The sequence below is a fragment of the Bordetella genomosp. 13 genome, assembly GCF_002119665.1.
Classification (GTDB): Bacteria; Pseudomonadota; Gammaproteobacteria; order Burkholderiales; family Burkholderiaceae_B; genus Bordetella.
Genome location: NZ_CP021111.1, coordinates 2,331,809 through 2,357,677, shown reverse-complemented (window position 1 = coordinate 2,357,677; position 25,869 = coordinate 2,331,809). Strand labels below are relative to the sequence as shown.

Here is a 25,869-nt window from a genome sequence, read left to right as displayed (position 1 = left end):
TTACAACAAGCCGCCCATGCGGCATAGGAGACATCATGAGAAAAACACTGAAGGCCGCGCTGTGCGCGGCATTGGCGGCATGCGCCTGGCTGCCCGTCGCGCATGCGGCGTCGCCCTATCCGAACGGGCCCGTGCGCCTGATCGTGCCGTTCCCGCCCGGCGGTCCCACCGACGCGCTGGCCCGTGTGCTGGCGGAGGGCCTGCAGACGCGCTGGAAGCAGCCCGTCATTGTCGAGAACAAGCCGGGCGCCGGCACGATGATAGGCGCGGACCAGGTGGCCAAGGCGGCGCCGGACGGGCAGACCATCGGCATGGTCAACAGCGCCTACACCATCAATCCGTCTGTGCGGCGTTCCATGCCCTACGACACGCTGCGCGACCTGACCGGCGCCAGCCAGCTGGTGGAGTCCAAGCTGGTGCTCGTGGCGCGGGCGGACGCTCCGTTCAACACCGTGCCGCAACTGATAGAGCGGGCCCGCGCCCACCCCGGCAAGCTTACCTATGCGTCGCCGGGCGCCGGCACGTCGACGCACCTGGCCGGCGAGCTGTTCAAGAGCAATGCCGGCGTGGACATCGTGCACGTGCCCTACAAGGGCAGCAGTCCCGCGCAGACCGACCTGATCGGCGGGCAGGTGGACATCATGTTCGACGTGCTGCAGTCGGCGCTGCCGCTGGTGCAGAGCGGGCGATTGAAGATCATCGCGCTGGCCTCGGCGCAGCGCGATCCCGCCTTTGCGCAATATCCCACGGTGGCCGAGACCCTGAAGGGCTTCGAGGTGGGCAGCATGTTCGGCCTGGTCGCGCCGGCGGGCACGCCCCAGCCGGTGCTTGCGGCCATCCGGGACGGCGCGGCCGCCGTGCTCGAGACGCCGCAGGTGCGGCGCACGCTGACCGACATGGGCATGACGGCGGTGGCGTCGACGCCGGAGGCATTCAACGGCTTCCTGAAAGCCGAGATCGCGAAGTGGCGCGAGGTGGTGCGCACGAGCGGCATCCAGGCCGAATGAGGCGGCGCGGCGTGCCGTGGCGCGCCGCGCGGGATCCGTCTATGCTGGTCGGGCAGGTCGTGTCCGCCTGGAGGGCGGGCGCCCGGGGGTATTGAAATCCCTGCTGGCGTCCGCACATTCAGGACATCAGGTTCGCCGTCGCGGGCCGCCCATATTGCCAACCGACCACCATGCGATTCGACAAACTCACCACCAAGTTCCAGCAGGCGCTGGCCGATGCGCAAAGCCTGGCCGCCCGCAGCGATCACCCGTACATCCAGCCCGAACACGTGCTTGCGGCCTTGCTGGCCGATCCCGACAGCGGCGCGGCCAGCCTGCTGGCGCGCGCCGGCGTGGCCGTCAGCCGCGCGCAGTCGGCGCTGGACACGGCGCTCAAGGGCCTGCCCCAGGTGCAGGGCACCGACACCGTGCAGGTCGGGCGAGACCTGCAGGCCGTGCTGACGCGCACCGACAAGGAAGCGGCGCGCCGCGGCGACACATACATCGCCAGCGAGCTGTTCCTGCTGGCGCTGGCCGACGACAAGAACGAGGCCGGCCGCATTCTGCGCGACGCGGGCCTGCAGAAGAAGGCGCTCGAAGCCGCCATCGATGCGGTGCGGGGCGGCGAGAACGTCTCGGGCGCCGAGGGCGAATCCAATCGCGAGGCGCTGTCCAAGTACACGCTCGACCTGACCGAGCGCGCGCGGCAGGGCAAGCTCGATCCCGTCATCGGCCGCGACGACGAGATCCGCCGCACCATCCAGATCCTGCAGCGCCGCACCAAGAACAACCCGGTGCTGATCGGCGAACCCGGCGTGGGCAAGACCGCCATCGTCGAAGGGCTGGCGCAGCGCATCGTCAATGACGAAGTGCCCGAGACGCTGCGCGGCAAGCGCGTGCTGTCGCTCGACCTGGCCGCGCTGCTGGCGGGCGCCAAGTTCCGCGGCGAGTTCGAGGAACGACTGAAGGCCGTGCTGAAAGAACTGGCGCAGGACGACGGGCAGAACATCGTCTTCATCGACGAACTGCACACCATGGTGGGCGCCGGCAAGGCCGAGGGCGCCATGGACGCGGGCAACATGCTCAAGCCCGCGCTGGCGCGCGGCGAGCTGCATTGCATCGGCGCCACCACGCTCGACGAATACCGCAAGTACATCGAGAAGGACGCCGCGCTCGAGCGCCGCTTCCAGAAGGTGCTGGTCGACGAACCCGACGTCGAGTCCACCATCGCCATCCTGCGCGGCCTGCAGGAGCGCTACGAGATCCACCACGGCGTCGAGATCACCGATCCGGCCATCGTGGCGGCCGCCGAGCTGTCGCATCGCTACATCACCGACCGCTTCCTGCCCGACAAGGCCATCGACCTGATCGACGAGGCCGGCGCGCGCATCCGCATGGAGATCGACTCCAAGCCCGAGGTGATGGACCGGCTCGACCGCCGCATCATTCAGTTGAAGATCGAGCGCGAGGCCGTCAAGCGCGAGACCGACGATGCGTCCAAGCGCCGCCTGGCCGTCATCGAGGAAGAGCTCGAGAAGCTGCAGCGCGAGTACAACGACTACGAAGAGATCTGGAAGGCCGAGAAGGCCGCGGTGCAGGGCACCCAGGCCATCAAGGAAGAGATCGACCGCGTGCGCGCCGAGATGGCCGAGCTGCAGCGCAAGGGACAATTCGACAAGCTGGCCGAGCTGCAGTACGGCAAGCTGCCCGAACTGGAAGCGCGGCTGCAGGCCGCCGACACGGCCGAGCAGCAGAAGTCGGGCCAGGCCGACGGCGATCGCCCGCGCCTGTTGCGCACGCAGGTCGGCGCCGAAGAGATCGCCGAGGTCGTGTCGCGCGCCACCGGCATCCCGGTGTCCAAGATGATGCAGGGCGAGCGCGACAAGCTGCTGCACATGGAAGACGTGCTGCACAAGCGGGTGGTGGGCCAGGACGAGGCCGTGCGGCTGGTGTCCGACGCCATCCGCCGTTCGCGCGCCGGGCTGGCCGATCCGTCTCGTCCGTATGGCTCGTTCCTGTTCCTGGGCCCCACGGGCGTGGGCAAGACCGAGCTGACGCGCGCGCTGGCCGACTTCCTGTTCGACTCGCAAGAGCACATGATCCGCATCGACATGAGCGAGTTCATGGAGAAGCACTCGGTGGCCCGCCTGATCGGCGCGCCTCCGGGCTACGTGGGCTATGAAGAGGGCGGCTACCTTACCGAGGCCGTGCGGCGCAAACCTTACAGCGTGGTGCTGCTGGACGAGGTCGAGAAGGCGCATCCCGACGTGTTCAACGTGCTGCTGCAGGTGCTGGACGACGGCCGCCTCACCGACGGCCAGGGCCGCACCGTCGACTTCCGCAATACGGTCATCGTGATGACGTCCAACCTGGGTTCGCAGCACATCCAGTCCATGGCGGGCAAGCCGTACGAGGTCATCAAGGAAGTGGTGTGGGACGAGCTGAAGCAGACGCTGCGGCCCGAGTTCCTGAACCGCATCGACGAGGTCGTCGTGTTCCATGGCCTGGAGGCGCAGCACATCGAGTCGATCGCCCGCATCCAGCTCAAGCGCCTGGCGGACCGCCTCGAGAAGCAGGAGATGCGTCTCGAGGTGACGGACGCCGCGCTGTCCGAGCTGGCGCGCGCGGGCTTCGACCCCGTGTTCGGCGCGCGCCCGCTCAAGCGCGCCATCCAGCAGCAGATCGAGAACCCGGTCGCCAAGCTGATCCTGGAAGGCGTGTTCGGACCGCGCGACGTCGTGCCCGTGGACTGGCGCGACGGCAAGTTCGTGTTCACGCGCACGCTGCAGTAGCGCCGCGCGTCGGCGTCGCGGCACGGGGCCCCTCGATGTATCGAGGGGCCTTTTTCATTGGACGCCGGCAATGTCCTGCTCGCCTCGGGGCTTGACTTCTGGTTTCCATGGAAACTAGACTGCGTTCATCAGGTTTCCATGGAAACGGTCAATGAAACGCGCCGCGAAGCAGCAGCCCAGCAAGCTGGATTCGCACCTTGGGTATTGGCTGCGGTTCGTCTCCAATCACGTGTCCTTGCGGTTCCAGCAGCTGTTGGAGGCCGAGGGTCTCTCGGTCACGGAGTGGGTGGCGCTGCGCACGCTGTTCGACAAGCCTGAAACCACGCATGCCGAGCTGATCCTGAGCCTGGGCATGACCAAGGGCGCGGCCTCCAAGGTGGTCAGCCGCCTGGAAGCAAAGGGACTGGCCCGCCGCAGCTTGGCCGGCGGACTGCGAGAGCAGGTACTGGCGCTGACGCCTGGCGGAAAGACGCTGGTCCCGCGGCTGTGCGCGCTGGCGGACCAGAACGATGCCCATTTCTTCGGACACCTGAAGCGCGGCGAGCGCGAGGCGCTGCGCGACGCGCTGCAGAAGCTGGTCTCGCATCATCGGTTCAAGCAGGTGCCCGTCGCATGAACTGGGCGCGCCTGAAGACGCATTTCGCAAGGTGGCACGAAGGTGCCCAGCGATGAAGCGGTTTTCCATTGTCACAAGGAGGTGAACATGGACGGCACTACCCGCGCTCTCATTCACGAAGCTTCCGAAGGTTCGCGCGCCGGCCGATTGCATTTCGGCGAAGTCGTCGGGCTCATGGTGCAGGCCGGCGTCGAATCGTACGTCGCGGATTACCGCGCGCGACGCACGACCTACTATCTGCCGGACGGCGAGACGCTGAGCATCAACCTGGAAGTTCCCGACGTGCCCATAGCGCGGAACTTCGATGCGGCGGCCATCCGGGCCGCCATCCGGGGAGCGCAGCAAGGCAGCGTGAAGTACGGGGAATTCAAGCGGCTGTCCTGCCTGGCGGGCTGCATCGCCTACACGGTATGGGTGGCCGGCAGGCACGTCAGCTACTTCGGCCGCAAGGGCGAGACCCACGTCGAACCGTTTCCTTCCTGAGCGGTTCGGCGGCCGGCCAAAGTGGAGGTCGTACGCGGCGCCACGCCAGCGGGCGTCGGCGCCCGGCATGGCGAAGCCTTTGCCGGCCGCCCCAGGCAAGCTACGATGGCGCGTCTCATCGCCCTCTGACTTGTCCATGACGCCGCTGATTCCCGCCCATTTTCTCGCCATCGGCGCGGGCGCCGCGCTGGGCGCCTGGTTGCGCTGGCTGCTGGGTCTGCGCCTGAACGCCGCCGGCTGGCCCTGGGGCACGCTGGCCGCCAACCTGATCGGCGGCTACCTGATAGGCATCATGCTGGCGGTGATCGCGGCACATCCCGAATGGCCCGCATGGGTGCGGTTGGCCGCCGTCACCGGTTTCCTGGGCGGCCTCACCACGTTCTCGACGTTCTCGGCCGAAACCGTGGACATGCTGCAGCGGGGGGCGTATGCCGCCGCGCTGGGCTATGCGGCCATCAGCCTGCTGGGCTCGCTGTGCCTGACGGCATTGGGGCTGGCGACGGTGCACCTGTTGCGTTGAGAAGCCTGCTTTGCAGGCCAGGCTGTGCGGCCGGGTCCGCGACTTGGCAAGCTTGCAGGCCAGCTAACCGGCCGGCCCGCGACTGGGCATGCGCCTTGGAAGCCCGGCAAGCCGTGCGCTCAGACGTGCGAGGTCGGCCCGCCCGCCGCGCCGGCCTGCAGCACGCGCGCGGCCTGAAGTCCGCTGCGCACCGCGCCTTCCAGCACGCCGGGATAGCCGGTGTCGGTCCAGTCCCCGGCCAGGGCCAGCGTGCGCCACGGCGTGTGGTTCAGCGGCCGCGCGCGGTGAGGCACGGCCGAGAAGGTGGCGCGTTTCTCGATGAACAGCTCCGCCAGTTCGACCGCCGGCATGGGCGGAAGGCCGGCGGGATGGCGCGACGCCTGGTCGCGCACCTGTTCGACCAGGCTGGCGATGATCGTGTCGCGCTCGTCGTCGGCCAGGCCCGCGGCCGCGCTGACCACCACGGCCAGCTCCGCGCCGCCGGTCCGTCCCGTCAGGCGCGAACGGTCGAACAGCCATTGGCCCGCATGGCCGCGGGCGGCGTCCTCGCGCAGCATCATCATGGGTTCGGGCAACGGCCACGGCTGGGCCAGCCGCAGGTTCAGCGTGGCGATGGGCATGTAGTCGAACGCCTGCAGCGCTTTGAGCAATCCCTGCGATCCGTTGTCGCGCAGCGCGTTGCCCAGCAGCCGCGCGGCCACGGACGGAGGCACGGCCAGCACGGCCGAATCGAAGCGTTCGCCATTGACGTCCACCCAGCGATCCGTCGGCTGCAATTGGCGCACGGTGCTGCCGTAGCGCATCGTCACCATGCGCGCGGCGGCGTCCGGCCACAGGGCCGACAGATCCACGCAGGGCAGCAGGATGTCGCTGTCGCGCAGTCCGCCCGCCAGGCTGTCCTTCAGCACGCGCACGAACAGCATGGCGCTGGCCTGCGCGGGCGGCGTATTCAGCGCCGCCAGGCACAAGGGTTCCCATAGCTGGCGGGTCAGGCGGCTGGGCTGCGCATGCTGGTCGAGCAGCTGCGCCACGGTCCAGGCGGCCGGCACCTGCCAGTCGTCGCGTCGCAGCGCCGCCATCATGCGCATGGCGGCCATGCGTTCGGACCAGCCGGGGCCGCGGGCGGTCAGCAGGGCCAGCGCGGCATGCCAGGGCGCCGGCAGTCGCGCGGCCGACAGGCGGAACGAGCCGTCCAGGCTGGCCAGCCGCAGCGGCCGACGCATCAGCAGCGCATTGGGGTTGCGGCCGAGCCGGCGCATCAGCGCCAGCGTCTGCGTGTAGGCGCCCAGCAGGATGTGCTGGCCGTTGTCGAGCAGGTCGCCGAACTCGGGATGCACCACGCGGCGCGCGCGCCCGCCGGGGGTGCGGCCCGCCTCGAACACCGTGACCTTGGCGCCGAGCTCGCGCAGCGCCGTGGCGGCGGCCAGGCCGGCCCAGCCGGCGCCGATGACCGCGGCCTTCATGCCGACAGGCGGCGCACCAGGCCGCGGCCTCCGCCCACCCAGGTCTTCCACGCCAGCATCAGCTTGCGCAGCGGCGTCAGTGAAATGCGTTGGTGCAGCACCTGCCAATCGTCGCGCTCGATCTCGTCCAGCAGGGCGTAGTAGATGGCCGCCATCATCAGGCCGGGCCGCTGCGCGCGGCGATCGGCCTCGGGCAGCGCGCTCATGGCCTCGCGGTAAAGCTGGCGCGCACGGTCGGCCTGGAAGCGCATCAGCGCGGTGAAGCGCTCGGAATACACGCCGTTGAGGATGTCCGCCGCCTTCACCTCGAACTGCTGCAGTTCGTCGACGGGCAGGTAGATGCGGCCGCGCCGCGCATCGTCGCCCACGTCGCGGATGATGTTGGTAAGTTGAAACGCCAGGCCCAGCTTGCCCGCATATTCGAGCGTGCGCGCATCGGTATAGCCGAACACGCCGGCCGACATCTCGCCCACCACGCCGGCCACGTGCCAACAATATTTGCGCAGGCCAGGCCAGTCGAGGTAACGGCTCTGGTCCAGGTCCATCTGCATGCCGTCGATCACGGCCAGCAACCGCTCGCGCGTGATGCCGCAGCTTTCGAGGTGCGGCCGCAGCGCCAGCGTGACCGGATGATCCGGCTTGCCGGCCAGCATCTGGTCGACCTGCGTGCGCCACCAGGCCAGCTTGATGCGCGCCACCGATTCGTCCTTGGCCTCGTCGACCACGTCGTCGACCTCGCGGCAGAACGCGTACAGCGCCGTGATGGCGAGCCGCCGTTCCGGGGGCAGGAACAGGAATGCGTAGTAGAAGCTGGATCCGCTCTTCGCGGCTTTTTCCTGGCAGTATTCGTCAGGGGTCATGTCGTTGCGGTTACCTGTCCATCCGGGCCGATGTGCCGGCGCCTGGGCGCGGCGGACGGGCGGGTTGTTTCATCTAAGTGGCAAGCGCGCGCCACAACATGACGGTCCAGTCGCGCGCGCCCAGTTCGGGGCGGTTCATGAAGACGTCGTATCGCGCGCGCTCGATGCGTTCCAGGATGCGCAGTCCGCCCTGGACCACCAGCCGCAATTCAAGGCCGATGCGGCCCGGCAGGCGGCGAGGCAGCGCAGCCCCGGAGTGTAGCAGCGCGCGCGTGCGTTCCACCTCGAAGGCCATCAGCTCGCGCCATTGCGCAGTCAGCTTGCAGGTGGCCAGGTCCTGTTCGGTCACGCCGTGGCGCCGCAGGTCTTCCTGCGGCAGGTACACGCGCTGCTTGCGCCAGTCTACCCGCACGTCCTGCCAGAAGTTCACCAGCTGCAGGCCGGTGCAGATGGCGTCCGCATCCTGCTGGTTCTCGGGCGTGGACGCGTCGTAAAGCGCCAGCATCAGCCGCCCCACCGGGTTGGCCGAGCGCGAGCAGTAGTCCAGCAGGCTGGCGTAGTCCTCGTAGCGCTTGGTCCGCACGTCCTGCTCGAAAGCCGACAGCAGGTCGAAGAAGGGCGTGATGGGCAGCTGGTGGCGCGCGATGGCGGCGGCCAGGGGCTCGAAGATGGGCGCCAGTTCTGGCGAGGGACGAACCGGCGCGCCGGGTTCGGCGCCGATGCGATGCAGTTCGGCGCGCAGCGCGCCCAGTTTCTGCAGCCGCACTTCGTCGGGCGCATCGCCCTCGTCGGCGATGTCGTCGGCGGTGCGGGCATAGCGGTAGATCGCCGTCACGGCTGGGCGCAGGTGGCGAGGCAGCAGCAGCGACGCGACCGGAAAGTTCTCGTAGTGATCGACGGCCATACGGTGATTCGGTGATACGTGTGCGGACACGGGACGCGGCCGCGTCCGCACGGCGCGGTTGGACGGGTCATTGTAAGGAATGGCGCCGGCACCCGCCCGCGGGGCTTCGGAGTAGACTAGCGCCCACAGGAATCCGCATCATGCCGCGTCCCATCACCGCCTCCATCTCCATCTCCGCGCTGCGCCACAACCTGGCCACGGTACGACGCCACCTGGACCATGCCGCGGCGCTCACCGGCGCCACGCCGGCTTCCATCTGGGCCGTCATCAAGGCCAACGCCTATGGGCATGGCATCGAACGCGCGGTGTCCGGATTCTCGGCGGCGCAAGGCCTGGCCATGCTGGACCTGGACGAGGCGGTGCGCTGCCGCGAGGCCGGCTGGGGTGGCCCGGTGCTGCTGCTCGAAGGCTTCTTCCAGCCGGCGGATCTCGACATCGTCGACCGCTATCACCTCACCTGTACCGTGCACTCGAGCGAACAGTTGGCCATGCTGGCCGCCGCGCGCCTGTCGCGCCGCGTCGACGTCATGGTCAAGCTCAACAGCGGCATGAACCGCCTGGGCTTCGCGCCCGAAGACTATGCGCAGGCCCACGCGCGCGCCGGGCAGCTGCAGCGCCAGGGCATTCTGGGCTCGGTCGGGCGCATGACGCACTTCGCGTGCGCCGACGGCGCGCCCGGCGTGGCCGACCAGCTCGAGACCTTCGCCCGGGCCACCGAAGGACTGTCCGATGGGCCGGTCAGCGTCTGCAATTCCGCCGCCACGCTGCGCTATCCCGAGACCGCGCACGCCGGGGCCGGCGGACCGCACTGGGTGCGCCCGGGCATCTGCCTGTATGGCGCCTCGCCGTTCGACGACGTGTCCGCCGCCTCGTACGGGCTGCGTCCGGCCATGTCGCTGCGTTCCGAGATCATCGCGGTGCAGCAGGTGCCGGCCGGCCAGGCCATCGGCTATGGCGCCACGTTCCGCACCGAGCAGCTCATGCGCATCGGCGTGGTGGCCTGCGGCTATGCCGACGGCTATCCGCGCCATGCCGGCACGGGTACGCCCGTCACGGTGGCCGGCGTGCCCACCCGGGTGGTGGGCCGGGTTTCCATGGACATGCTGATGGTGGACCTGGCGCCGGTGCCCGCCGCCGGCGTGGGCGCGCCCGTGGCGCTGTGGGGCGAGGGCGGCCCGTCGGTCGACGACGTGGCGCGCGCCGCTGGCACCATCGGCTACGAGCTGCTGTGCGCCGTCGCGCCGCGCGTGCCGGTGCTGACGCGTCCCTGACGCACGCCGCGGGCCGGGCGATGCGCGCCGGCGTGTCACGCAATGCGCATGACATCCGCCCCCCGCTTGGTGTCTACTAACTCACCGCGGCCGCCCGATGGCCTGTCGCGCTGCCACGAATAATGATCAACGTTAGAGGGTTGCATCCATGAAGGACAAATGCGTGCTGGTGACCGGTGCCACCAAGGGCATCGGCTGGGCGCTGACCCAGCGGCTTACCGACCTGGGCTGCCACGTCGTGGGCATCGCGCGCAATACCGCCGATGTGGATTTCCCGGGCTATCTGTATGCGTGCGACCTGTCCGATGCCGGGCGTACCGAAGAAGTGCTGCGCGAGATCCGCGACAAGTTTCCGGTGGACGCGGTGGTGAACAATGTGGGCGTGGTGTCGCCGCAGCCGCTGGGCGAGATCGACCTGGCCACGCTGTACCGCGTCATCGACCTGAACGTGCGCGTGGCCGTGCAGGTCACCCAGGCCTTCGTCGAGTCGATGAAGGTTCGCCGCACCGGGCGCATCGTCAACATCTGCAGCCGGGCCATCGAGGGCTCGTACGACCGCACCAGTTATTCCGCCGCCAAGAGCGCGCTGGTGGGCTGTACGCGCACGTGGGCGCTGGAACTGGCCGAGTACGGCGTCACGGTCAATGCGGTGGCGCCGGGGCCGATCGAGACCGAGCTGTTCCGTCATAACCATCCCGCCGGCGGCGATGCCGAGAAGCGCGCGCTGGCCTCCATCCCCATGAAGCGCCTGGGCACGCCGGCCGAGGTGGCGGCCGCGATCGCCTTCCTGCTTTCGGATGAGGCCGGCTTCATCACCGGACAGGTGCTGGGCGTGGACGGCGGCGGGTCGCTGGGCGGCCGCTGAGCCGCGCCGGCGCGGCCGTCTGCAGCAGTTGCGGCGCCGCGAGCATCATCGCGCCGACCGCCGCGCTGGGCGGCCAGCACAGCGGCACGATGCGCCGAGCGGGCTTCAGGGCGAGCGGGCAGGGTCGGGCAACAGATGCCGCAGGTCGGCGGGCACCCGATAGTCCGGCCACGCGCGCCGCAGCGCGTCCAACGCCTGGGCGGCCTCGTCGCGCCGGCCGGCTTTCAGCATGGCGCGCACGCGTTCTATCTGCTGCTCGGCGGTGGTGGCCACGCCGTGCGGCGCGTCGGCGCGTCCGAGCTTGCGTTCGCTTTCGACCTGCGCGCGGCGCGCGCTGCCTGCCTGGGGCACAGGGTCGGCGGGCGGCGCTGCGGCGGGCGCGGTCGCGGCCGGTGGCGGCGGGCTGGTTTCGGCTGGCGGCTGGCGGTTTGCGGCCGGCGCCCGCGCCTGCGGCGCGAACTGCAGATCCGCGGGCGGCGAGAAAGGCTGCGGCGCGGGCCTGGCCGGCGCGGCCCGCCGCTGCTGCGCCTGCAGTTCCGGCGGCAGTTCGGGCGGCGCGGCCGGCGCCAGGCCGTCCAATTGCGGCGGCTGCGCGAGTTCGGCGTCCACGGCCGGCGGCTCTGCCTGTTGCGACAGGTCGGTCAGCAGCAGCAGTCCGCTGGCCAGCACCACCGTTGCGGCGATCGCCCAGGCGGGATGCAGCCGTCGCCGCGCGGCGCGGGCGCGCTGGTCGGCCTGCGCCGCGGCATGCGCACGCGAGCGGATGCGCGCGTCCAGCCCGGGGCCGGGCTCGTTCCGCGGCAGTTTGTCGTACAGGTCGCGCAGGTCGCGATCGTCGTCCATGAAGTCGTCGTCGGAAGGGCGGGGCGCGTTCATGCGTCGCTCCTTGAAGAGACGCCCAATTCGTCGCGTATGCGGCGGATGGCGTAGCGCAGCCGCGATTTGACGGTCTCGCGCGCGGTACCGGTGGCCTGCGCGATGTCTTCCACGCTCAGGTCGTGCTCCCATTTCATCAGCAGGGCCAGGCGCTGTTCGTCGGGCAGGCGCTCGATGGCCGACTGCAGGCTGCGCCGGGCCTGGAACTGCGACAGCTGCTGCTCGGGCTGTTCGTGCTCGGCCGCGGGCAGTTGCGCCAGCACGGCCTCGGCGTCGTCCACTGTCTTGCGGCCGGGCTGCCGGCGGTAGGCGTCCACCAGCAGATTGTGCGCGATCTGCAGCAGCCACGTGGTGAAGCGGGCTTCGGGACGATAGCGCGCGCGGGCATCGATGACGCGACTCCACGTTTCCTGGAACAGGTCGTCGGCCTGTTGCGGATTGCCGATGCCGCGCAGCAGGTATCGGTACAGGCGGGCCCGGTGGCGCGCGTACAGCGTGTCGAAGGCGACGGTGTCGCCGCGTGCGCCGTAGGCCTGCATCAGCGATTCGTCGTCGGCGCCGGAGGGATCATCCATGGCCGGGCAGTGTATCGCTGCTGGCGCGGGCGCGCACGGCGCTTCCATGATCAGCGCACCGCCGGCGTGCCCAACGAGCCGGCCAGCTCGACCAGGTTGGCGAATTCCGCGCGCAGGCCGTACGGATCCGCACCGCGCGCCCCTCGCGCCAGCGCCGCGATCTGGGCCGGGCCATAGTCTTCCAGGTATTTGCCGCCGCGCAGCCATTGCGCGAAGGCCGCCGCCGAGGCGGCCATCTGCAGCCGAGCCCCCGCCTGTGCGGACGCCGCGGCCGGTATGGCCTGTTCGAGCGCCTTGCTGCGCGACTCGCCCGGCAGCTTGTAGCGCAAGCGCAGGAAAGCCAGTTCCGACGCGTCGGGCCGCCGCGCGGCCGCATCGGACTCGCGCTTCTCGTCGTAGCGCAGCGGCTCCACGCGCGGCCGCGCGGCAGCGGCCGGCGTGATCTCGTAGAGCGCGGTCACGCCGGCGCCCGCGCCGATCTCGCCGGCGTCGACGCGGTCGTTGTTGAAGTCCTCGCGCGCGAGGGCGCGCTTCTCATAGCCGATCAGGCGATAGTCCGCGACCGCCGCGGGATTGAATTCGACCTGCACCTTCACGTCGCCGGCGATGGCCATCAGCGTGGCGGCCAGTTCGCGCGACAGCACCTTGCGCGCTTCGGTCAGGTTGTCCAGGTAGTGGTAGCTGCCGTTGCCGGTGTCGGCCAGCTGCATGGCCAGGGCATCGTTGTAATTGCCGCTGCCCACGCCCAGCGTGGTCAGTGCGATGCCGCGCTTGCGCTGCGCGGCGATCTTTTCCTTCAGGGCCTGAAGATCGGTCAGCCCCGCGTTGAAGTCGCCGTCGCTGGCCAGCAGGATGCGGTTCACGCCGTGCTCCACATAGCCTTGCGCGGCCTGCGCGTACGCCAGGTCCAGGCCCGCCGCGCCGTTGGTCGACCCGCTGGCGGACAGCGCGTCGATGGCAGCCAGGATGCGCTCGCGTTCGCGGGCGGGCGTGGAGGGCAGCGCCACGCCGGCCGAGCCCGCATAGGTCACCACCGCCACGCGGTCGTGCGGCCGCAGTTCCGCCACCAGCTGGCGCAGCGCGGCCTTCAGCAGCGGCAGCTTGTCGTCGCTGGCCATCGAGCCCGAAGTGTCCACCAGCAGCACCAGGTTGACGGCGGGGATGTCCTGGCGCGCCACCTGGTAGCCCTGGATGCCGACCAGCAGCAGTTGGCGGTCGGGGTTCCAGGGCGCGGGCGCCAGTTCGGTGGTGACCGAGAACGGCGTCTCGCGGCTGGCGGGCGCCGCATAGCCGTAGTCGAAGTAGTTGATGAACGCCTCGCTGCGCACCGCGTCCTGGGGCGGCAGGCGGCCTGCGTTGAGGATGCGGCGCACGTTGGCATACGAGCCGGTGTCCACGTCCACGCCGAAGGTGGACACAGGCTGCTCGCTGGCCAGGTGGACGGGATTGTCCTGGTAGCCGGCGTAGTTTTCGCGGTCCGCGACAGCCGTCGGCACGGCGTCGGCGGGGATGCCCATGGGCGCGGGCCGGACCAGGCGCGCCGCGGTTTCGCCGCGGTATGGGTGTGCGAAGGGTCGCGCGACGGGGGCGGGCGATATGGAAGGCGCGGGCGGCGGGGCCGCCTCCGCCGCGAACTGTGCAGGCCCCGATGCAGGCGGTCGACGGGACGCCTGCTGCGCGGAGGCGGCCTGCCGCGCCGAATCGCGCGGCTGTGCGGACGATGACGAGGCCCTGGCAGGCTCTTTCGCGCCTTGCGGCGGTTGCGGCGACGGCGGCGAGCAGGCCGCCAGCAGCGCGGCCATCAGCAGCGTGCAGGCAAAACGTACGGGGCGGGACGGGACAGGCATGGCGGTTCCTTTTCGTGGTGGCCGTAATGCCTTGAACGCAGCACGCGCCCAAAAGGGGTTGAACGCGTGTGCAAGCAAACGTATCGCCGTTGCCGATCCCGGTAAACTTCCGCCCATGGCCAAGTCCCGAACCGTGTACGTCTGTTCCGATTGCGGCGGAACCAGTCCCAAGTGGCAGGGGCGCTGCCCGCATTGCTCCGCGTGGAATACGCTGGAAGAGACCACCGAGGCGCCGGCCGGCACGGCCGCGCATCGCTACGCGCCGCTCGCCAGTTCCAGCCCGGTGCGCAGCCTGTCCGATATCGAGGCGCGCGAAACCCCGCGCCAGCCCACCGGCCTGGACGAATTCGACCGCGTGCTGGGCGGCGGCCTGGTGGCCGGCGCGGTGGTGCTGATCGGCGGCGATCCCGGCATCGGCAAGTCCACGCTGCTGCTGCAGGCCCTGGCGTCGCTATCCGCCAGCGCGCGCGTGCTGTATGTCACCGGCGAAGAGTCCGCCGAGCAGGTCGCCCTGCGCGCGCGCCGGCTGGGGCTGCAGACCGGCCAGGTCGACCTGCTGGCCGAGATCCGCCTCGAGGCCATCCAGGCGGCCGTGGCCGAGCAGAAGCCGTCGGTCGCGGTCATCGATTCCATCCAGACGCTGTACAGCGGCGAACTCAGCGCCGCGCCGGGCTCGGTATCGCAGGTGCGCGAGTGCGCAGCCCAATTGACGAGGCTGGCCAAGCAGACCGGCATCACCATCGTGATGATCGGTCACGTCACCAAGGACGGCGCGCTGGCCGGCCCGCGCGTGCTCGAGCACATCGTCGACACGGTGCTGTATTTCGAGGGCGACACCCATTCGTCGTTCCGCCTGGTGCGCGCCTTCAAGAACCGCTTCGGCGCCGTCAACGAGCTGGGCGTGTTCGCCATGACCGATCGCGGCCTGCGCGGCGTAGCCAATCCCTCGGCGCTGTTCCTGTCGCAGCATGCGCAGCAGGTGGCGGGTTCGTGCGTCATGGCCACGCAGGAGGGCACCCGCCCGCTGCTGGTCGAGGTGCAGGCCCTGGTGGACAGTTCTCATGCGCCCAATCCCCGCCGGTTGACCGTGGGCCTGGAAGGCAACCGCCTGGCCATGCTGCTGGCCGTGCTGCATCGCCACGCCGGCGTGTCCACGTACGACCAGGATGTGTTCGTCAACGCGGTGGGCGGCGTGCGCATCACCGAACCGGCCGCCGACCTGCCCGTGCTGCTGGCCATCATGTCCTCGCTGCGCGACCGGCCCTTGCCGCGCGGGCTGGTGGCCTTCGGCGAGGTCGGCCTGGCCGGCGAGATCCGGCCCGCGCCGCGCGGCCAGGAACGCCTGCGCGAAGCCGCCAAGCTGGGCTTCGGCATCGCGCTGATCCCCAAGGCCAACGCGCCGCGCCAGGCCATCGAAGGCCTGGAGATCTGGGCCGTCGATCGCCTGGAAGACGCGCTGGAAAAACTGCGATGAGCCTCACGGTAGTGGCGGCATGCCTGGCCGGCGGCGCCGCCATCGGATTCCTGGGCGGCGTGCTGGGCATCGGCGGCGGACTCATCGCCATTCCCGCGCTGGGCCTGCTGCTGGGCATGCCGCAGCAGGAAGCACAGGGCACGGCGCTGATCATGGTGCTGCCCACCATCATGGTCGCGGTGCGCAAGTATCACCAGCATGCGCGCTTCGACCTGCGCGTGGCCGCGGCCGGAGCCGCGGGCGCCGTGGCATTCACCTGGGTGGGCGCGCAGCTGGCGCTGGGCATCCCTTCGGGCGCCCTGCGGCTGGGCTTTGCCGCCTTCCTGTTCTGCGTGGGCCTGTTCTATGTGCACCAGACGTGGCGCAAGGGCCGGCCAGCCAGCGCCGCGCCGCGCGGGCCCGCCCCCGTGCTGACGGCATGGCGGGCGGCGCTGCTGGGCGTGGCCAGCGGTACGCTCGGCGGGTTTTTCGGCGTGGGCGGCGCCATCCTGGCCGTGCCCATCATCACCACCGTGTTCCGCTTGCCGCAGACCACCGCGCAGGCGCTGGCGCTGTCCATGATCATCCCGGGATCCATGATCGCGCTGGCCGCGTACACGTGGGCAGGGCAGGCGGACTGGACCATCGGCGTGCCGCTCGCATTGGGCAGCCTGGCACTGGTGCCGCTGGGCGTGCGCCTGGCCTACCGCCTGCCCGAGCGCGTGCTCAGGGCCTGCTTCGCCGCCATGCTGTTCGCCACGGTGGCCCTGCTCATCTACGAGTCGTGACGGCGCCGAGGCATGCCTTCAATGGCTGCTGACAGGGCCGACAGCCAGTCGTCAACGTCGTGACGATGCGTAAGAGTTGCCGCCCGCCGCTGAACCTTCGCGCGGCGCGCCGGCTCCAACGCCTTACACGTGCATCGCGGCACTCCCGTCGCGTACCGTTCGACCACGAAGGAGCACCTCCATGACGACTCAATCGCGCATCGCCGCGTTCCTGTCCACGTCGGCGCTTTGCCTGGGGCTGGCCGCCGCGCCGTCGGCCCATGCCGCGCCGCAGGCTGCACAGTCTGCGCAGAACGGCCAGGCCGCCAAGACCGCCAAGCACAAGGCCCATGCGCAGAAGCCGGGCGCCAAGAAAGCCGATGCCCATGCCGCCAAGCCGGCGCCCGCGCCCTCCACGATGAAGTAATCCACCGACACGGCGGCCGGCCCTTGCGCCGCTGCGGACCTTCGCCGGTAGCCTACGCGCGGCGCGGGGTCGGCATGCCGTGTACCGATTGGGCCTTCGCAAAGGCCTCGCCGGGGCCGGGCCAGGCCGCGCTACGGCGCCGCCGACGCGGCCGCGGCCGCGCGGCGCAGCGTGCGCCAATACCAAAGGTGCAAGAGCAGCGCCGAGAGCCCCAGTCCCACGATCGCCATCAGCCACATCGTGCCCACGCCTTGCGGGGAGCCCGGCATGATGGCCTCGCGCAGCCAGTCCAGGCCGCCGCGTCCGGGACCGAAGCCCAGCCACCATCCGCCTATCAGGCCCACCAGGCCGAGCGCCACGATCTGCAGCAGCAGCGGCATCACGGCGACTTTGTAGGCACGCAGCAGGTACGAGTTGATGCACTGCATCGAGTCGCACAGGTGGAACAGCGGAATGACCGCCAGCAGGGTCGTCGCCACGGCCGTCACCTGTTCATCGCTGGTATAGGCCGCCAGGATCGCCGGGCGGCCGACCAGCAGCACCGCGGAGGTCAGCAGCGCGCCCAGGACCCCCAGCGCCAGGCCCGCCATGCCGGTGCGCTGCGCCTGCATCGGATTGCCCGCGCCGATGTTCTGCGCCGCCACCGCGCCCGCGGCCACGCCCAGCGCCATCGGCATCATGTAGCACAGGGCCGCCAGGTTCGCCATGATCTGGTGCCCGCCCAGCACGTTGGTGCCCTCACGCGCGACCAGCAGCGACATGAACGTGAACGCCGAGACCTCGACCAGGTAGGAGCCGCCCATGGGCAGGCCCAGCCGCAGCAGTTCCTTCAGCCGCCGCCATCGCGGGCGGCCAAGGCGCAGCGCGAACTGCCGATAGTATTCGTCGTGCCGCACCACCCACAGCCCGACCATCAGGCTGGCCCAGTAGACAATGGCCGTGGAGACGCCCGCGCCGGTCGCGCCCAGCGCGGGCAGGCCGAACTTGCCGTAGATCAGCACCCAGTTGCACAAGGCCTTCAGGCCGATGCCGCCCAGGTTGATGGCCATGACGATCTTGGGCCGCGACACCGCGGCGCCCAGCGCGTACAGCGTGCGAAACATCAGCGCCGCCGGCAGCGCCACGGCGAGCGCGCGCAGGTAGGCCGCCGTGATGTCGCGCACCTCGGGATCCACCGGCCCTGACAGCGACAGCCATACGTCAGGAAACAGCATCAGCGCCGATCCCACGGCGGACAGGCCCAGCGCCAGCCAGATGCCCTGGCCCCAGGCCCGGCCTACCTCGGCATGGCGTCCGGCGCCGAAGTGCTGCGCCTGGATGGGAATGAGCGCGTGCACCACGCCCATCAGCCCGACGAACACGGTGATGTAGACCGACACGGACAGCGACATGGCGGCCAGGTCGCGTGCGCTGGCATGGCCCGTCATGGCGGTGTCGAGCACGCCGAACGCGATGCCGGCCCACTGGCTGACCAGGACGGGCCAGGCTTGGCGCACGATGCCGCGCATCGTGGCCAGGAAGCTCATGATGGACGACCCTGCTGCAGGACTCATTGGCTGGGAGGCAGGCGCAGCAGGCGGAAGACTTCGTGGCGGTCGGCGCGTCGCCCGCCGCGCCAGAGTTCCTGCACCTTCTCGTCGCTGTACGCCGCCGTGCCGTCGCGCAGACTGCTGTTGGTGGTCTGCTGCAGCACGATGGTGCAGCGGGCGTCGTAAGGGAAGGTGAGGTTGTCGAAGATGAGGAACGAGGCGCGCTGCCCGGCCCCGACGCCCAGACCGCGCACGCATTCGCCGGGACGCACGTGAGTCTTCAGGGCCGCGGCCAGTTCGCCCGATGCGGTGCGATAGCTGCGCGCGTAGTCCACGGCGGGCTGCCACAGCAGCACCAGCAGTATCCAGGTGGCGGCCAGGCCGCTGGCGGACAGCACGGTGCCGCGCCACAGCGCAGCCGGCCGCGCATGCACGCGCCATACCACCAGCAGCACCCAGGCGGCCGTCACCACCAGCGCCAGCAGCACGGCAGTCCATGAGATCGCGGGCTCGTACCCGGCGGTCTGGCGCGCGATGTTGCGCGCGATCTTGGTAGGCCAGCCGAAATGCAGCGCCACCCAGCCCAGCCAGGCGGTGCACACCGTCAGCGAAAAGCACATCACGGCGAACCAGTCGAGCGTGTTGACCACGCCGCGCCGCAGGGTCGGCAGCGAGAAGGCCGCCAGCGCGGCGCAGGGCACGGCCAGCATGACGTACTCGGTTTCGTTGGGCTCTTCGAGAAAGAAGAGCAGCAGCGCGGCGCACAGGGCCTGCATCATCGCCAGCCAGATGTGCGGCGAATAGAGCCAGCTGCGCCAGCGCCAGATGGCCACCAGCGCCAGCGGCCAGGCGGGCCACAGGTACCACGGCAGATCGCGCAGCGTGCGCACCGACATGCCCAGCAGCGGCCAGGTGAACGAAGTGGTGTTCCAGGCCTTCCAGTTGCGGATCCAGTACTCGCTGGCCTGCGTGGCCGGGATCCACCATGCCAGGATCAGCAGCGCGGTCAGCAGCGCCACGGCGGGCAGCCAGCGCGCGCGCGGCCACAGCATGCTGCGCGGATGGAAGGCCAGCACCGCCGACATCATGACCGGCAGCGCGCCGATCCAGCCGCGGGTGAGAAAGCTGCCGGCCAGGGCCAGCACCAGCGTGACCGAACCGGTCAGCGGCCGGTCGAGCATGCGGGCCAGGGAATAGAACGCCAGTGCGCCGCACGCCATGATGGGCGGCACCACCGAGGTCTCGTGGATGCGCTGCAGGATGCCCACGGTGGCCAGCAGCAGCAGCAGCGCCGCGTCGGCCAGCATGCGGCCGTAGTCGCGCGGCTCGGGCTCGCCGCCGAAGGGCAGGGCCAGCGGCTGCGCCTCGGCGCGGCGACCCAGCAGATAAGTGCCGTACCAAACCGACGCCGCGGTGATGCCGAACCACAGCAGGTTGGGCAGGCGGCCGGCGGTGATGTCGCCCACCAGCGGGCCGAACAGCCAGATCGAGATGGCGCCCACCCAGGTCGTCAGCGGTCCTTCCTGGGCATGCGCCAGATTGCCGACCTGCGGCAGCAGCCATGCCACGCCGCCTTCGCGCAGCGCCGTCAGCATGGTGGCCAGGCCGACAGCGTCGTCCGTCTTCCAGGGATCGCGCATGAACAGGCCCGCCGTGATGTAGGCGAGCGACAGGCCCAGCAGCACCAGGCGGGGCAGCTTGGCGGCGCCGAGAATGGTCAGACGGGCGGGAGTAGAGCGCGAGATTGGGGACACGGGGCTAATGTAATCGACGCCGGGCGGAATGAAGATGAAAAAAGAGGACGGAGCGCGAAGCCGCAGAAAAAAAAGCAGCCCGCCTGGGGCTGCTTTCTTGCTGCTTCGCTGCTATGCCGATCGCATTGCCGGGAGCAGCCCGTGCACTACGGATCGGAAGCCTGCGATCAGGAGCCGGACTTGACGGTGCCGGCGGTGCGGGCGAAACGGGCGCGGAACTTCTCGACGCGGCCGGTTTCGACGATGCGGGTCTGGGCGCCCGTGTAGAACGGGTGCGATTCGGACGTCACGTCGCACTTGAACAGCGGGTAGGTCTTGCCGTCCATGTCGATGGTTTCACGGGTGTTGATCGTCGAGCGGGTGATGAACTTGCCGCCGGTCAGCACGTCCATGAACACCACTTCGCGGTATTCGGGGTGGATGCCTTCTTTCATGATGGATCTATATCCTTGGGGGTTGGTGGGTCGCCAGCCGGCCCTGCCCGGGCCTTGCATGCAAGGCCCATCGCTGTCGTTGCGCGCAGGCCGGCCACGTATCCAAAAAGGTAACTCGGCATTCTAGCAAGCCTGCGGCGCAGGCTGCAAGCCCGCTACAGGTCGGTGCGCAGCTTCCAGATTTCCGGGAACAGCACCACCTCGATCATCTTGCGCAGGTAGTCCACGCCCGACGTGCCGCCGGTGCCGCGCTTGAAGCCGATGATGCGCTCCACCGTGGTGACGTGGCGGAAACGCCACAGGCGGAACGCGTCCTCGAGATCGGTCAGTTTCTCTCCCAGCTGGTACAGGTTCCAGTACGCATCCGGCGAGCGATACACCGTCAGCCAGGCCTCTTCCACGGCGGGATCCGCCTGGTAGGGGCGCGTCCAGTCGCGTTCCAAGTGATCCGCGGGCACATCGAGTCCATGGCGCGCCAGCAGCCGCAGCGCTTCGTCGTACAGCGAGGGCGCCTCGTACGCCGCCTGGACCTGGGCCAGCAGTTCGGGCCGGTGCGCATGCGGCTTGAGCATGGCGGCGTTCTTGTTGCCCAGCATGAACTCGATCTGGCGGTACTGGTAGCTTTGGAAGCCGCTGGAGCGCGCCAGGTACGGGCGCAGCGCCGAATACTCGGGCGGCGTCATCGTGGCCAGCACGTCCCAGGCGGACACCAGCTGCTCCATGATCTTGCTGACGCGCGCCAGCATCTTGAAGGCCGGCTGCAGGCGATCGGCGCGCAAGGCCTCGATGGCGGCGCGCAGCTCGTGCAGCATCAGCTTCATCCACAGTTCGCTGGTCTGGTGCTGCACGATGAACAGCATCTCGTTGTGCTCTGGGGACAACGGATGCTGCGCGTTCAGCAGTTCGTCCAGGTGCAGGTAGTCGCCATAGGTCATGTCGCGCGAGTAGTCCAGTTGTGCCTGCTCCTGCCGCACCACGTCCTCGGAATTGGGTCGGGTCATGGCGGTCTCCTCAGGTTACGGCGGCCTGGCGCTGGAAGCGGGCCTCGCGCCACGCCCCCTCGCTCAGCACCTGTTCCAGCCGCTCGGCGGCATTCCACACGTCTACGTACCGCGTGTACAGCGGCGTGAAGCCGAAGCGCAGGATGTCCGGCGCGCGGAAGTCGCCGATCACGCCGCGTTCGATCAGCGCCTGCACGATGGCATACGCGCCTTCCTGGCGCGCGAAGCAGACCTGGCTGCCGCGCTGCGCCGCGTCGCGCGGGCTGGCCAGCACCAGGCCATGGCCGGCGCAGCGCGCCTCCACCAGCTCGATGAACAGTTCGGTCAGCGCCACCGACTTCTCGCGCAGCGCCGCCATGCCGCCCAGCGGCTCGGCCGCCAGCACAGTGTCGATGCCGCATTCGAGCGCCGCCATTGACAGCAGCGGCGGTGTGCCGCAAAGGTAGCGGGCGATGCCGGGCGCGGGCTGGTAGTCGGGCGTGAACTGGAAGGGCGCCGCGTGCCCCATCCAGCCCGACAGCGGCTGGCTGAAGCGGTCCGCGTGGCGCGCGTGCGCCCACACGAAGGCCGGCGCGCCGGGGCCGCCGTTCAGGTACTTGTAGCCGCAGCCGACCGCGAAGTCGGCCTGCGCGCCGTTCAGGTCCACCGGCACCGCGCCCGCCGAGTGGGCCAGGTCCCACACCGCCAGGGCGCCCGCATCATGCGCGTCGCGCGTCAGCGCGGCCATGTCGTGCATGCGGCCCGTGCGGTAGTTGACGTGCGTCAGCATCAGCACCGCCAGCCTGTCGTCCAGCTGCGCGGGGATCTCGTCGGGCTCCACCAGTTCGAGCGTCATGCCGTATTGGCGCGCCAACCCTTCGGCGATGTACAGGTCGGTGGGGAAGTTGCTGCGCTCGCTGACGATGCGCGTGCGGCCCGGCGCGTCCGCGCGCACGATGGACAGCGCTGCCGACATCGCCTTGTACAGGTTCACCGAGGTGGAATCGGCCACCACCAGCTCGCCGGCGTTCGCGCCGACCAGGCGGGCGATCTTGTCGCCCAGCCGTGCGGGCAGGTCGATCCAGCCCGCGGTGTTCCAGCTGCGGATCAGGCCCTCGCCCCATTCTTCTTCCACCATCTGGCGCACGCGCGCCGGCGTGGCGCGCGGCAGCACGCCCAGCGAATTGCCGTCCAGATAGATCTCGTCGTCGTTCAGCTGGAATTGGCCGCGCAGGCCGCGCAGGCGATCGGCCTCGTCCTGCCGCAGGCAGGCGCTCTTGTCTTTCATGCGTTCCTCGTCTTCGGGAAGGTCGGGTCAGCCCAGCGAGCGCAGGATGGCGCGCACCGGACTGGCATCGGCCTGGACCAGCGCCAGCGGCAGGGCGATCAGTTCGTAGTCGCCTTGCTCCACGTCGTCCAGCAGCAGGTTTTCCAGGACGCGCATGTCGCGCCGCAGGATGACGTGGTGGCTGTCCAGGGTCTTGCTGGAGGCGGGGTCGATGCTGGGGGTGTCCAGGCCGATCAGCATGACGCCGCGTTCGGCCAGCCATTCGATGGTCTGCGGAGCGTAGGCGGAGAAATCGTCGGTCCACCAGTGCACGGCGGCGTGCTGCGCCGTGCGCACCAGCACGCGCGGCGGCAGGTTCGCGGCCGCATGCTCGAGATGCTGGGGCAGGATCAGCGGGCCGCAGTCGATGGCATGAATGACCCGACAGGGGCCGAGGAAGGGTTCGAGCGCCACCGCGCCGATGGCGGGGGCGCCGTTGCCGTAGTGCAGCGGCGCGTCCGCATGCGCGCCCACGTGCGGGGACATCGTGATTTCGCTGACGTTGACGGGGCAGTCTGGCGTCAGCGTCCATTTCCATTGCTGGCGATAGGGCGTGTCGCCAGGAAAGACTGGCGAATCGGCCGATACCGGCGGTGAAATGTCCCAGAGACGTTTCATGGAAACAAGCGGACGAGGGCGTGGCTAGGGTCAGTCGAGGGAGATCTTTGCGCGTTCGCCGATATCGCCGAAGACCTTCAGTTCTTCCGCGACCTGCTTGCGGAAGGCGTCCGGTCCCAGGGATACGGGTTGCAGCGCCAGCGCCGCAAAGGCCTTCCGTAGTTCGGCGTCCCCCATGATACCGGCAACGGCTTGTTCCAGGGTAGTGCGCACGGCGGCCGGCGTGTCGGCGGGCGCAACCAGGCCATACCAGCCGATCATCGAAACGGACGGCATGCCCGCTTCCGCGAAAGTGGGCACGTCCGGCAATTGTGCGGCACGTTGCGAGCCGGTGACCGCGATGGCGCGCACCTTGCCCGCCACGATGTGCGGCGCCGCCGACGACACGGTGTCCACGCCCAGGTCGATCTCGCCGCCGATCAGCGCCGTGATCAGTTGCGCGCTGCCCTTGTAGGGCACGGGTACCAGCGTGGCCCGCGCGGCCTGCGCCACCATCTCGCCGGCCAGGTGCGGGGCCGACCCCGCGCCGAAGGTGCCGTACATCAGGGCGCGGCTCTGCGAGCGCTGGCGCGCCAGGTCGGCAAGCTCGGCGGCGTTGCGCACCGGCAGGTCGTTCTTGGCCACGAGCACAACGGGCGCCAGGGCCACGATGGCGATCGGCGCGTAGCTCTTCAGCGGATCGTATGGCAACTGCTTCTTCAGCGCCGGCACCACGGTATAGGTGCTCGAGCCTGACAGCATCAGGGTATAGCCGTCCGGCGTCGCGTCCGCGGCCGCCTGCGCGCCGATGACGGTGGCGGCGCCCGGCCGGTTCTCGACGATGAAGGGCTGGCCCAGGCGGGCGGCGAGCCTGCCGGCCAGCTGCCGCGCCACAGCGTCGGTGGCGCCTCCCGGCGTGAAGGGCACGATGATCTTTACCGGCCTGGAAGGATAGGGCTGCGATTGCGTCTGGCCCTGCGCCTGCGCGGGCCCGGCCAGTACGAAAGCCGCGCCGGCCATGCCCAGGATGCGCTTCAGTGTCATGATGTTTTCCCTTGGTATGTCGTATGGGTATGGTGTGGCGCGCAATGTCGCGGCGGATCAGTGCCGGCGGCTGCGCACCTGTTGCGCGGATTCGCCCAGGTCCCAGTACAGCCCCGCCATGATGGCCAGGCCCTCGCGCGCCACGCTGCCCAGCAGGTGTTCGTTGGGCGCATGCTGCGCGCAGGCCGGATAGGAGTGCGGTATCCAGATCGTCGGCAGGCCCAACTGATCGGCGAAGATGTCGTTGGGCAGCGAACCCCCGAGATTGGGCAGCAGCACCGGATCCTTGCCGGTGGTCTCGCGCAGCGAACGGGCCGCCCACTGCACCCACGGATCGTCGGGCAGCAGCCGCGTGGCGCCCGCGTGCGCGCCCACGCGCACCTGCACCATCGAGAAGCCATGGCTGTCCAGGTGTTCGCGCACGTGCTGCTGCAGGCGGCGCCAGTCGGTGCCGACCACGAAGCGCAACTGGCACCATGCGCTGGCTTGCGGCTGGATGGCATTGACCGGCTTGGCGGGGTCGCCGGCCGACAGGGTCAGCACGTCCAGGCTGTTCCAGCCGAACACCTGCTCGGCGCGGGTGAGGCCCGGTTCGCCCCAGTGCGTGTCGACCTCGGGATCGTCCGCGCCGCCGCCCACCTGCAGCCCGTCGAGCACTTGCCGCAGCTGTGGCGGCATGGCGGGCGGACGCAGCGCGTCGATGACGATGCGGCCACGCGCGTCGACCAGCGACGCGATCGCGTGCGACAGCAGTATGGCGGGGTTGGCAAGCAGGCCGCCCCAGTTGCCCGAGTGATAGGCCCGTTCGCGCAGTTGCACCGACAGTTCGAAGTTGACCGCGCCGCGCGAGCCCATGAACAGGGTAGGGCGGTCGGCGGCAAGGCGCGGGCCGTCGCTGGCCAGGAACAGGTCGGCCGAAAGCGTCTCGCGCTGGGCCTCGCAGAACGCGCCCAGGCCTGGCGAGCCCGCTTCCTCTCCCGTCTCGAACAGCAGCTTGGCGTTGAAGCCCAGCCGGCCCTCGCGCGCCTCGATCACCTGTTCCAGCGCGGCCAGATTGATGGAGTGCTGACCCTTGTTGTCGGCCGTGCCGCGGCCATACCAGCGGTCGCCGTCGACCTGCAGTCGCCATGGCGCCAGTCCGTCGCTCCATTTCGCGGCGTTGCCGCGCACCACGTCGGCGTGCCCGTACATCAGCACCGTGGGCAGGTCGGGATGCTCGATGCGCCGGGCCACCAGCAAAGGCAGATCGACGGAAGCGGGGTTCGGATGAATGTCCACGGAGAACCCCAGACGCTGCAATAGCGGGGCCAGTTCTTCGCGCAGATAGGCATGCTGCGCGGCCGCCTGGCCCGGCTCCTCGCTTTCGGTCTGGTAGGCGACGCGGCGCGCGAGCGCGTCCTGGAAATGGCCGTCATCGAATTGCCGGACGGCGCGGGAAATGGCTTCGGAACGGGTCACTGGGCGGGCCGCCTGGCGGGTCGTTGAAAACCCAAAGTTAG

General features: G+C 69.7%; 24 protein-coding genes. 10 read left to right on the top strand and 14 right to left on the bottom strand.

All coding sequences use genetic code 11. The features are described from left to right. Nucleotides 1-35: 35 nt before the first annotated feature. From CAL15_RS10660 to crcB, 5 genes are all read left to right on the top strand, one after another. Nucleotides 36-1,007, top strand: coding sequence for a tripartite tricarboxylate transporter substrate binding protein (locus CAL15_RS10660; RefSeq protein ID WP_086078570.1), 972 nt, complete (start codon nt 36-38; stop codon nt 1,005-1,007). Between the two features lie 170 nt (nt 1,008-1,177). Next, nucleotides 1,178-3,778 (top strand): ATP-dependent chaperone ClpB, encoded by a 2,601-nt coding sequence (gene clpB, locus CAL15_RS10655; protein ID WP_086078569.1) that lies wholly within the window; start codon nt 1,178-1,180, stop codon nt 3,776-3,778. A 151-nt stretch (nt 3,779-3,929) separates the two neighbouring features. Further along, complete coding sequence (locus CAL15_RS10650; RefSeq protein ID WP_086078568.1) at nt 3,930-4,394, top strand: MarR family winged helix-turn-helix transcriptional regulator; 465 nt, start codon at nt 3,930-3,932, stop codon at nt 4,392-4,394. A gap of 87 nt (nt 4,395-4,481) precedes the next feature. After that, the gene (locus tag CAL15_RS10645) at nt 4,482-4,877 is read left to right on the top strand and encodes a DUF1398 family protein (protein ID WP_086078567.1); all 396 of its coding nucleotides are present in this window, start codon (nt 4,482-4,484) and stop codon (nt 4,875-4,877) included. Between the two features lie 136 nt (nt 4,878-5,013). Beyond that, entirely contained in the window at nt 5,014-5,397 is a 384-nt protein-coding gene (gene crcB, locus CAL15_RS10640; RefSeq protein WP_086081033.1) for a fluoride efflux transporter CrcB, read from the top strand. Between the two features lie 119 nt (nt 5,398-5,516). Here the strand turns inward: crcB and hpnE are convergent, their stop codons facing one another. The 3 genes from hpnE to hpnC all read right to left on the bottom strand — a co-directional run bounded on the left by hpnE (nt 5,517) and on the right by hpnC (nt 8,624). Then, entirely contained in the window at nt 5,517-6,860 is a 1,344-nt protein-coding gene (hpnE, locus tag CAL15_RS10635) for a hydroxysqualene dehydroxylase HpnE (protein ID WP_086078566.1), read from the bottom strand. Beyond that, complete coding sequence (gene hpnD / locus CAL15_RS10630; RefSeq protein ID WP_086078565.1) at nt 6,857-7,720, bottom strand: presqualene diphosphate synthase HpnD; 864 nt, start codon at nt 7,718-7,720, stop codon at nt 6,857-6,859. The genes hpnE and hpnD overlap by 4 nt, the downstream gene beginning before the upstream one ends. 73 nt (nt 7,721-7,793) lie before the next feature. Beyond that, entirely contained in the window at nt 7,794-8,624 is an 831-nt protein-coding gene (gene hpnC, locus CAL15_RS10625; RefSeq protein ID WP_086078564.1) for a squalene synthase HpnC, read from the bottom strand. A gap of 140 nt (nt 8,625-8,764) precedes the next feature. On the opposite strand from hpnC, the gene alr reads away from it, so the two are divergent. Further along, the gene (gene alr / locus CAL15_RS10620; RefSeq protein WP_086078563.1) at nt 8,765-9,895 is read left to right on the top strand and encodes an alanine racemase; all 1,131 of its coding nucleotides are present in this window, start codon (nt 8,765-8,767) and stop codon (nt 9,893-9,895) included. A 148-nt stretch (nt 9,896-10,043) separates the two neighbouring features. Continuing rightward, nucleotides 10,044-10,760 (top strand): SDR family oxidoreductase, encoded by a 717-nt coding sequence (locus CAL15_RS10615; RefSeq protein ID WP_086078562.1) that lies wholly within the window; start codon nt 10,044-10,046, stop codon nt 10,758-10,760. 105 nt (nt 10,761-10,865) lie between these two features. On the opposite strand, the gene CAL15_RS10610 is transcribed toward CAL15_RS10615, so the two are convergent. From CAL15_RS10610 to CAL15_RS10600, 3 genes are read right to left on the bottom strand one after another with little or no spacing between them, the layout of a single operon-like run. Then, nucleotides 10,866-11,636 (bottom strand): hypothetical protein, encoded by a 771-nt coding sequence (locus CAL15_RS10610; RefSeq protein ID WP_086078561.1) that lies wholly within the window; start codon nt 11,634-11,636, stop codon nt 10,866-10,868. Then, nucleotides 11,633-12,211 (bottom strand): RNA polymerase sigma factor, encoded by a 579-nt coding sequence (locus CAL15_RS10605; RefSeq protein ID WP_086078560.1) that lies wholly within the window; start codon nt 12,209-12,211, stop codon nt 11,633-11,635. The genes CAL15_RS10610 and CAL15_RS10605 overlap by 4 nt, the downstream gene beginning before the upstream one ends. A 50-nt stretch (nt 12,212-12,261) precedes the next feature. Further along, a complete protein-coding gene (locus CAL15_RS10600) occupies nt 12,262-13,728 on the bottom strand; it encodes a vWA domain-containing protein (protein WP_232468178.1) in 1,467 nt (488 codons plus the stop codon). Between the two features lie 445 nt (nt 13,729-14,173). Here CAL15_RS10600 and radA point away from each other — a divergent pair, with 445 nt between their 5' ends. The 3 genes from radA (at nt 14,174) to CAL15_RS10585 (ending at nt 16,705) form a co-directional block, all read left to right on the top strand. Then, nucleotides 14,174-15,532 carry a DNA repair protein RadA gene (gene radA, locus CAL15_RS10595; protein ID WP_086078559.1) on the top strand — a complete coding sequence of 453 codons (1,359 nt, stop codon included), beginning with the start codon at nt 14,174-14,176 and terminating at the stop codon, nt 15,530-15,532. Beyond that, a complete protein-coding gene (locus tag CAL15_RS10590) occupies nt 15,529-16,299 on the top strand; it encodes a sulfite exporter TauE/SafE family protein (protein WP_086078558.1) in 771 nt (256 codons plus the stop codon). Before radA ends, CAL15_RS10590 begins: the two co-directional genes overlap by 4 nt. A gap of 181 nt (nt 16,300-16,480) precedes the next feature. Further along, complete coding sequence (locus tag CAL15_RS10585) at nt 16,481-16,705, top strand: hypothetical protein (RefSeq protein ID WP_086078557.1); 225 nt, start codon at nt 16,481-16,483, stop codon at nt 16,703-16,705. Nucleotides 16,706-16,836: 131 nt separating this feature from the next. Here CAL15_RS10585 and CAL15_RS10580 read toward each other — a convergent pair whose 3' ends face one another. From CAL15_RS10580 to CAL15_RS10545, 8 genes are all read right to left on the bottom strand, one after another. Next, a complete protein-coding gene (locus CAL15_RS10580) occupies nt 16,837-18,258 on the bottom strand; it encodes an MATE family efflux transporter (RefSeq protein WP_086078556.1) in 1,422 nt (473 codons plus the stop codon). After that, the gene (locus CAL15_RS10575; RefSeq protein WP_086078555.1) at nt 18,255-19,988 is read right to left on the bottom strand and encodes an ArnT family glycosyltransferase; all 1,734 of its coding nucleotides are present in this window, start codon (nt 19,986-19,988) and stop codon (nt 18,255-18,257) included. Before CAL15_RS10575 ends, CAL15_RS10580 begins: the two co-directional genes overlap by 4 nt. Nucleotides 19,989-20,155: 167 nt before the next feature. Then, entirely contained in the window at nt 20,156-20,422 is a 267-nt protein-coding gene (locus tag CAL15_RS10570) for a type B 50S ribosomal protein L31 (RefSeq protein ID WP_086078554.1), read from the bottom strand. Nucleotides 20,423-20,577: 155 nt separating this feature from the next. Further along, nucleotides 20,578-21,423: a tryptophan 2,3-dioxygenase gene (gene kynA / locus CAL15_RS10565; protein ID WP_086078553.1), complete on the bottom strand. Its 846-nt coding sequence runs from the start codon at nt 21,421-21,423 to the stop codon at nt 20,578-20,580. 10 nt (nt 21,424-21,433) lie between these two features. Beyond that, nucleotides 21,434-22,690, bottom strand: a complete 1,257-nt coding sequence (gene kynU, locus CAL15_RS10560; RefSeq protein ID WP_086078552.1) for a kynureninase — start codon at nt 22,688-22,690, stop codon at nt 21,434-21,436. A 27-nt stretch (nt 22,691-22,717) separates the two neighbouring features. Next, nucleotides 22,718-23,347, bottom strand: coding sequence for an arylformamidase (gene kynB, locus CAL15_RS10555; RefSeq protein WP_086078551.1), 630 nt, complete (start codon nt 23,345-23,347; stop codon nt 22,718-22,720). Nucleotides 23,348-23,377: 30 nt separating this feature from the next. Beyond that, nucleotides 23,378-24,370 carry a Bug family tripartite tricarboxylate transporter substrate binding protein gene (locus CAL15_RS10550; protein WP_086078550.1) on the bottom strand — a complete coding sequence of 331 codons (993 nt, stop codon included), beginning with the start codon at nt 24,368-24,370 and terminating at the stop codon, nt 23,378-23,380. Between the two features lie 57 nt (nt 24,371-24,427). Then, nucleotides 24,428-25,828: a M20 family metallopeptidase gene (locus CAL15_RS10545; RefSeq protein ID WP_086078549.1), complete on the bottom strand. Its 1,401-nt coding sequence runs from the start codon at nt 25,826-25,828 to the stop codon at nt 24,428-24,430. Nucleotides 25,829-25,869: the final 41 nt, after the last annotated feature.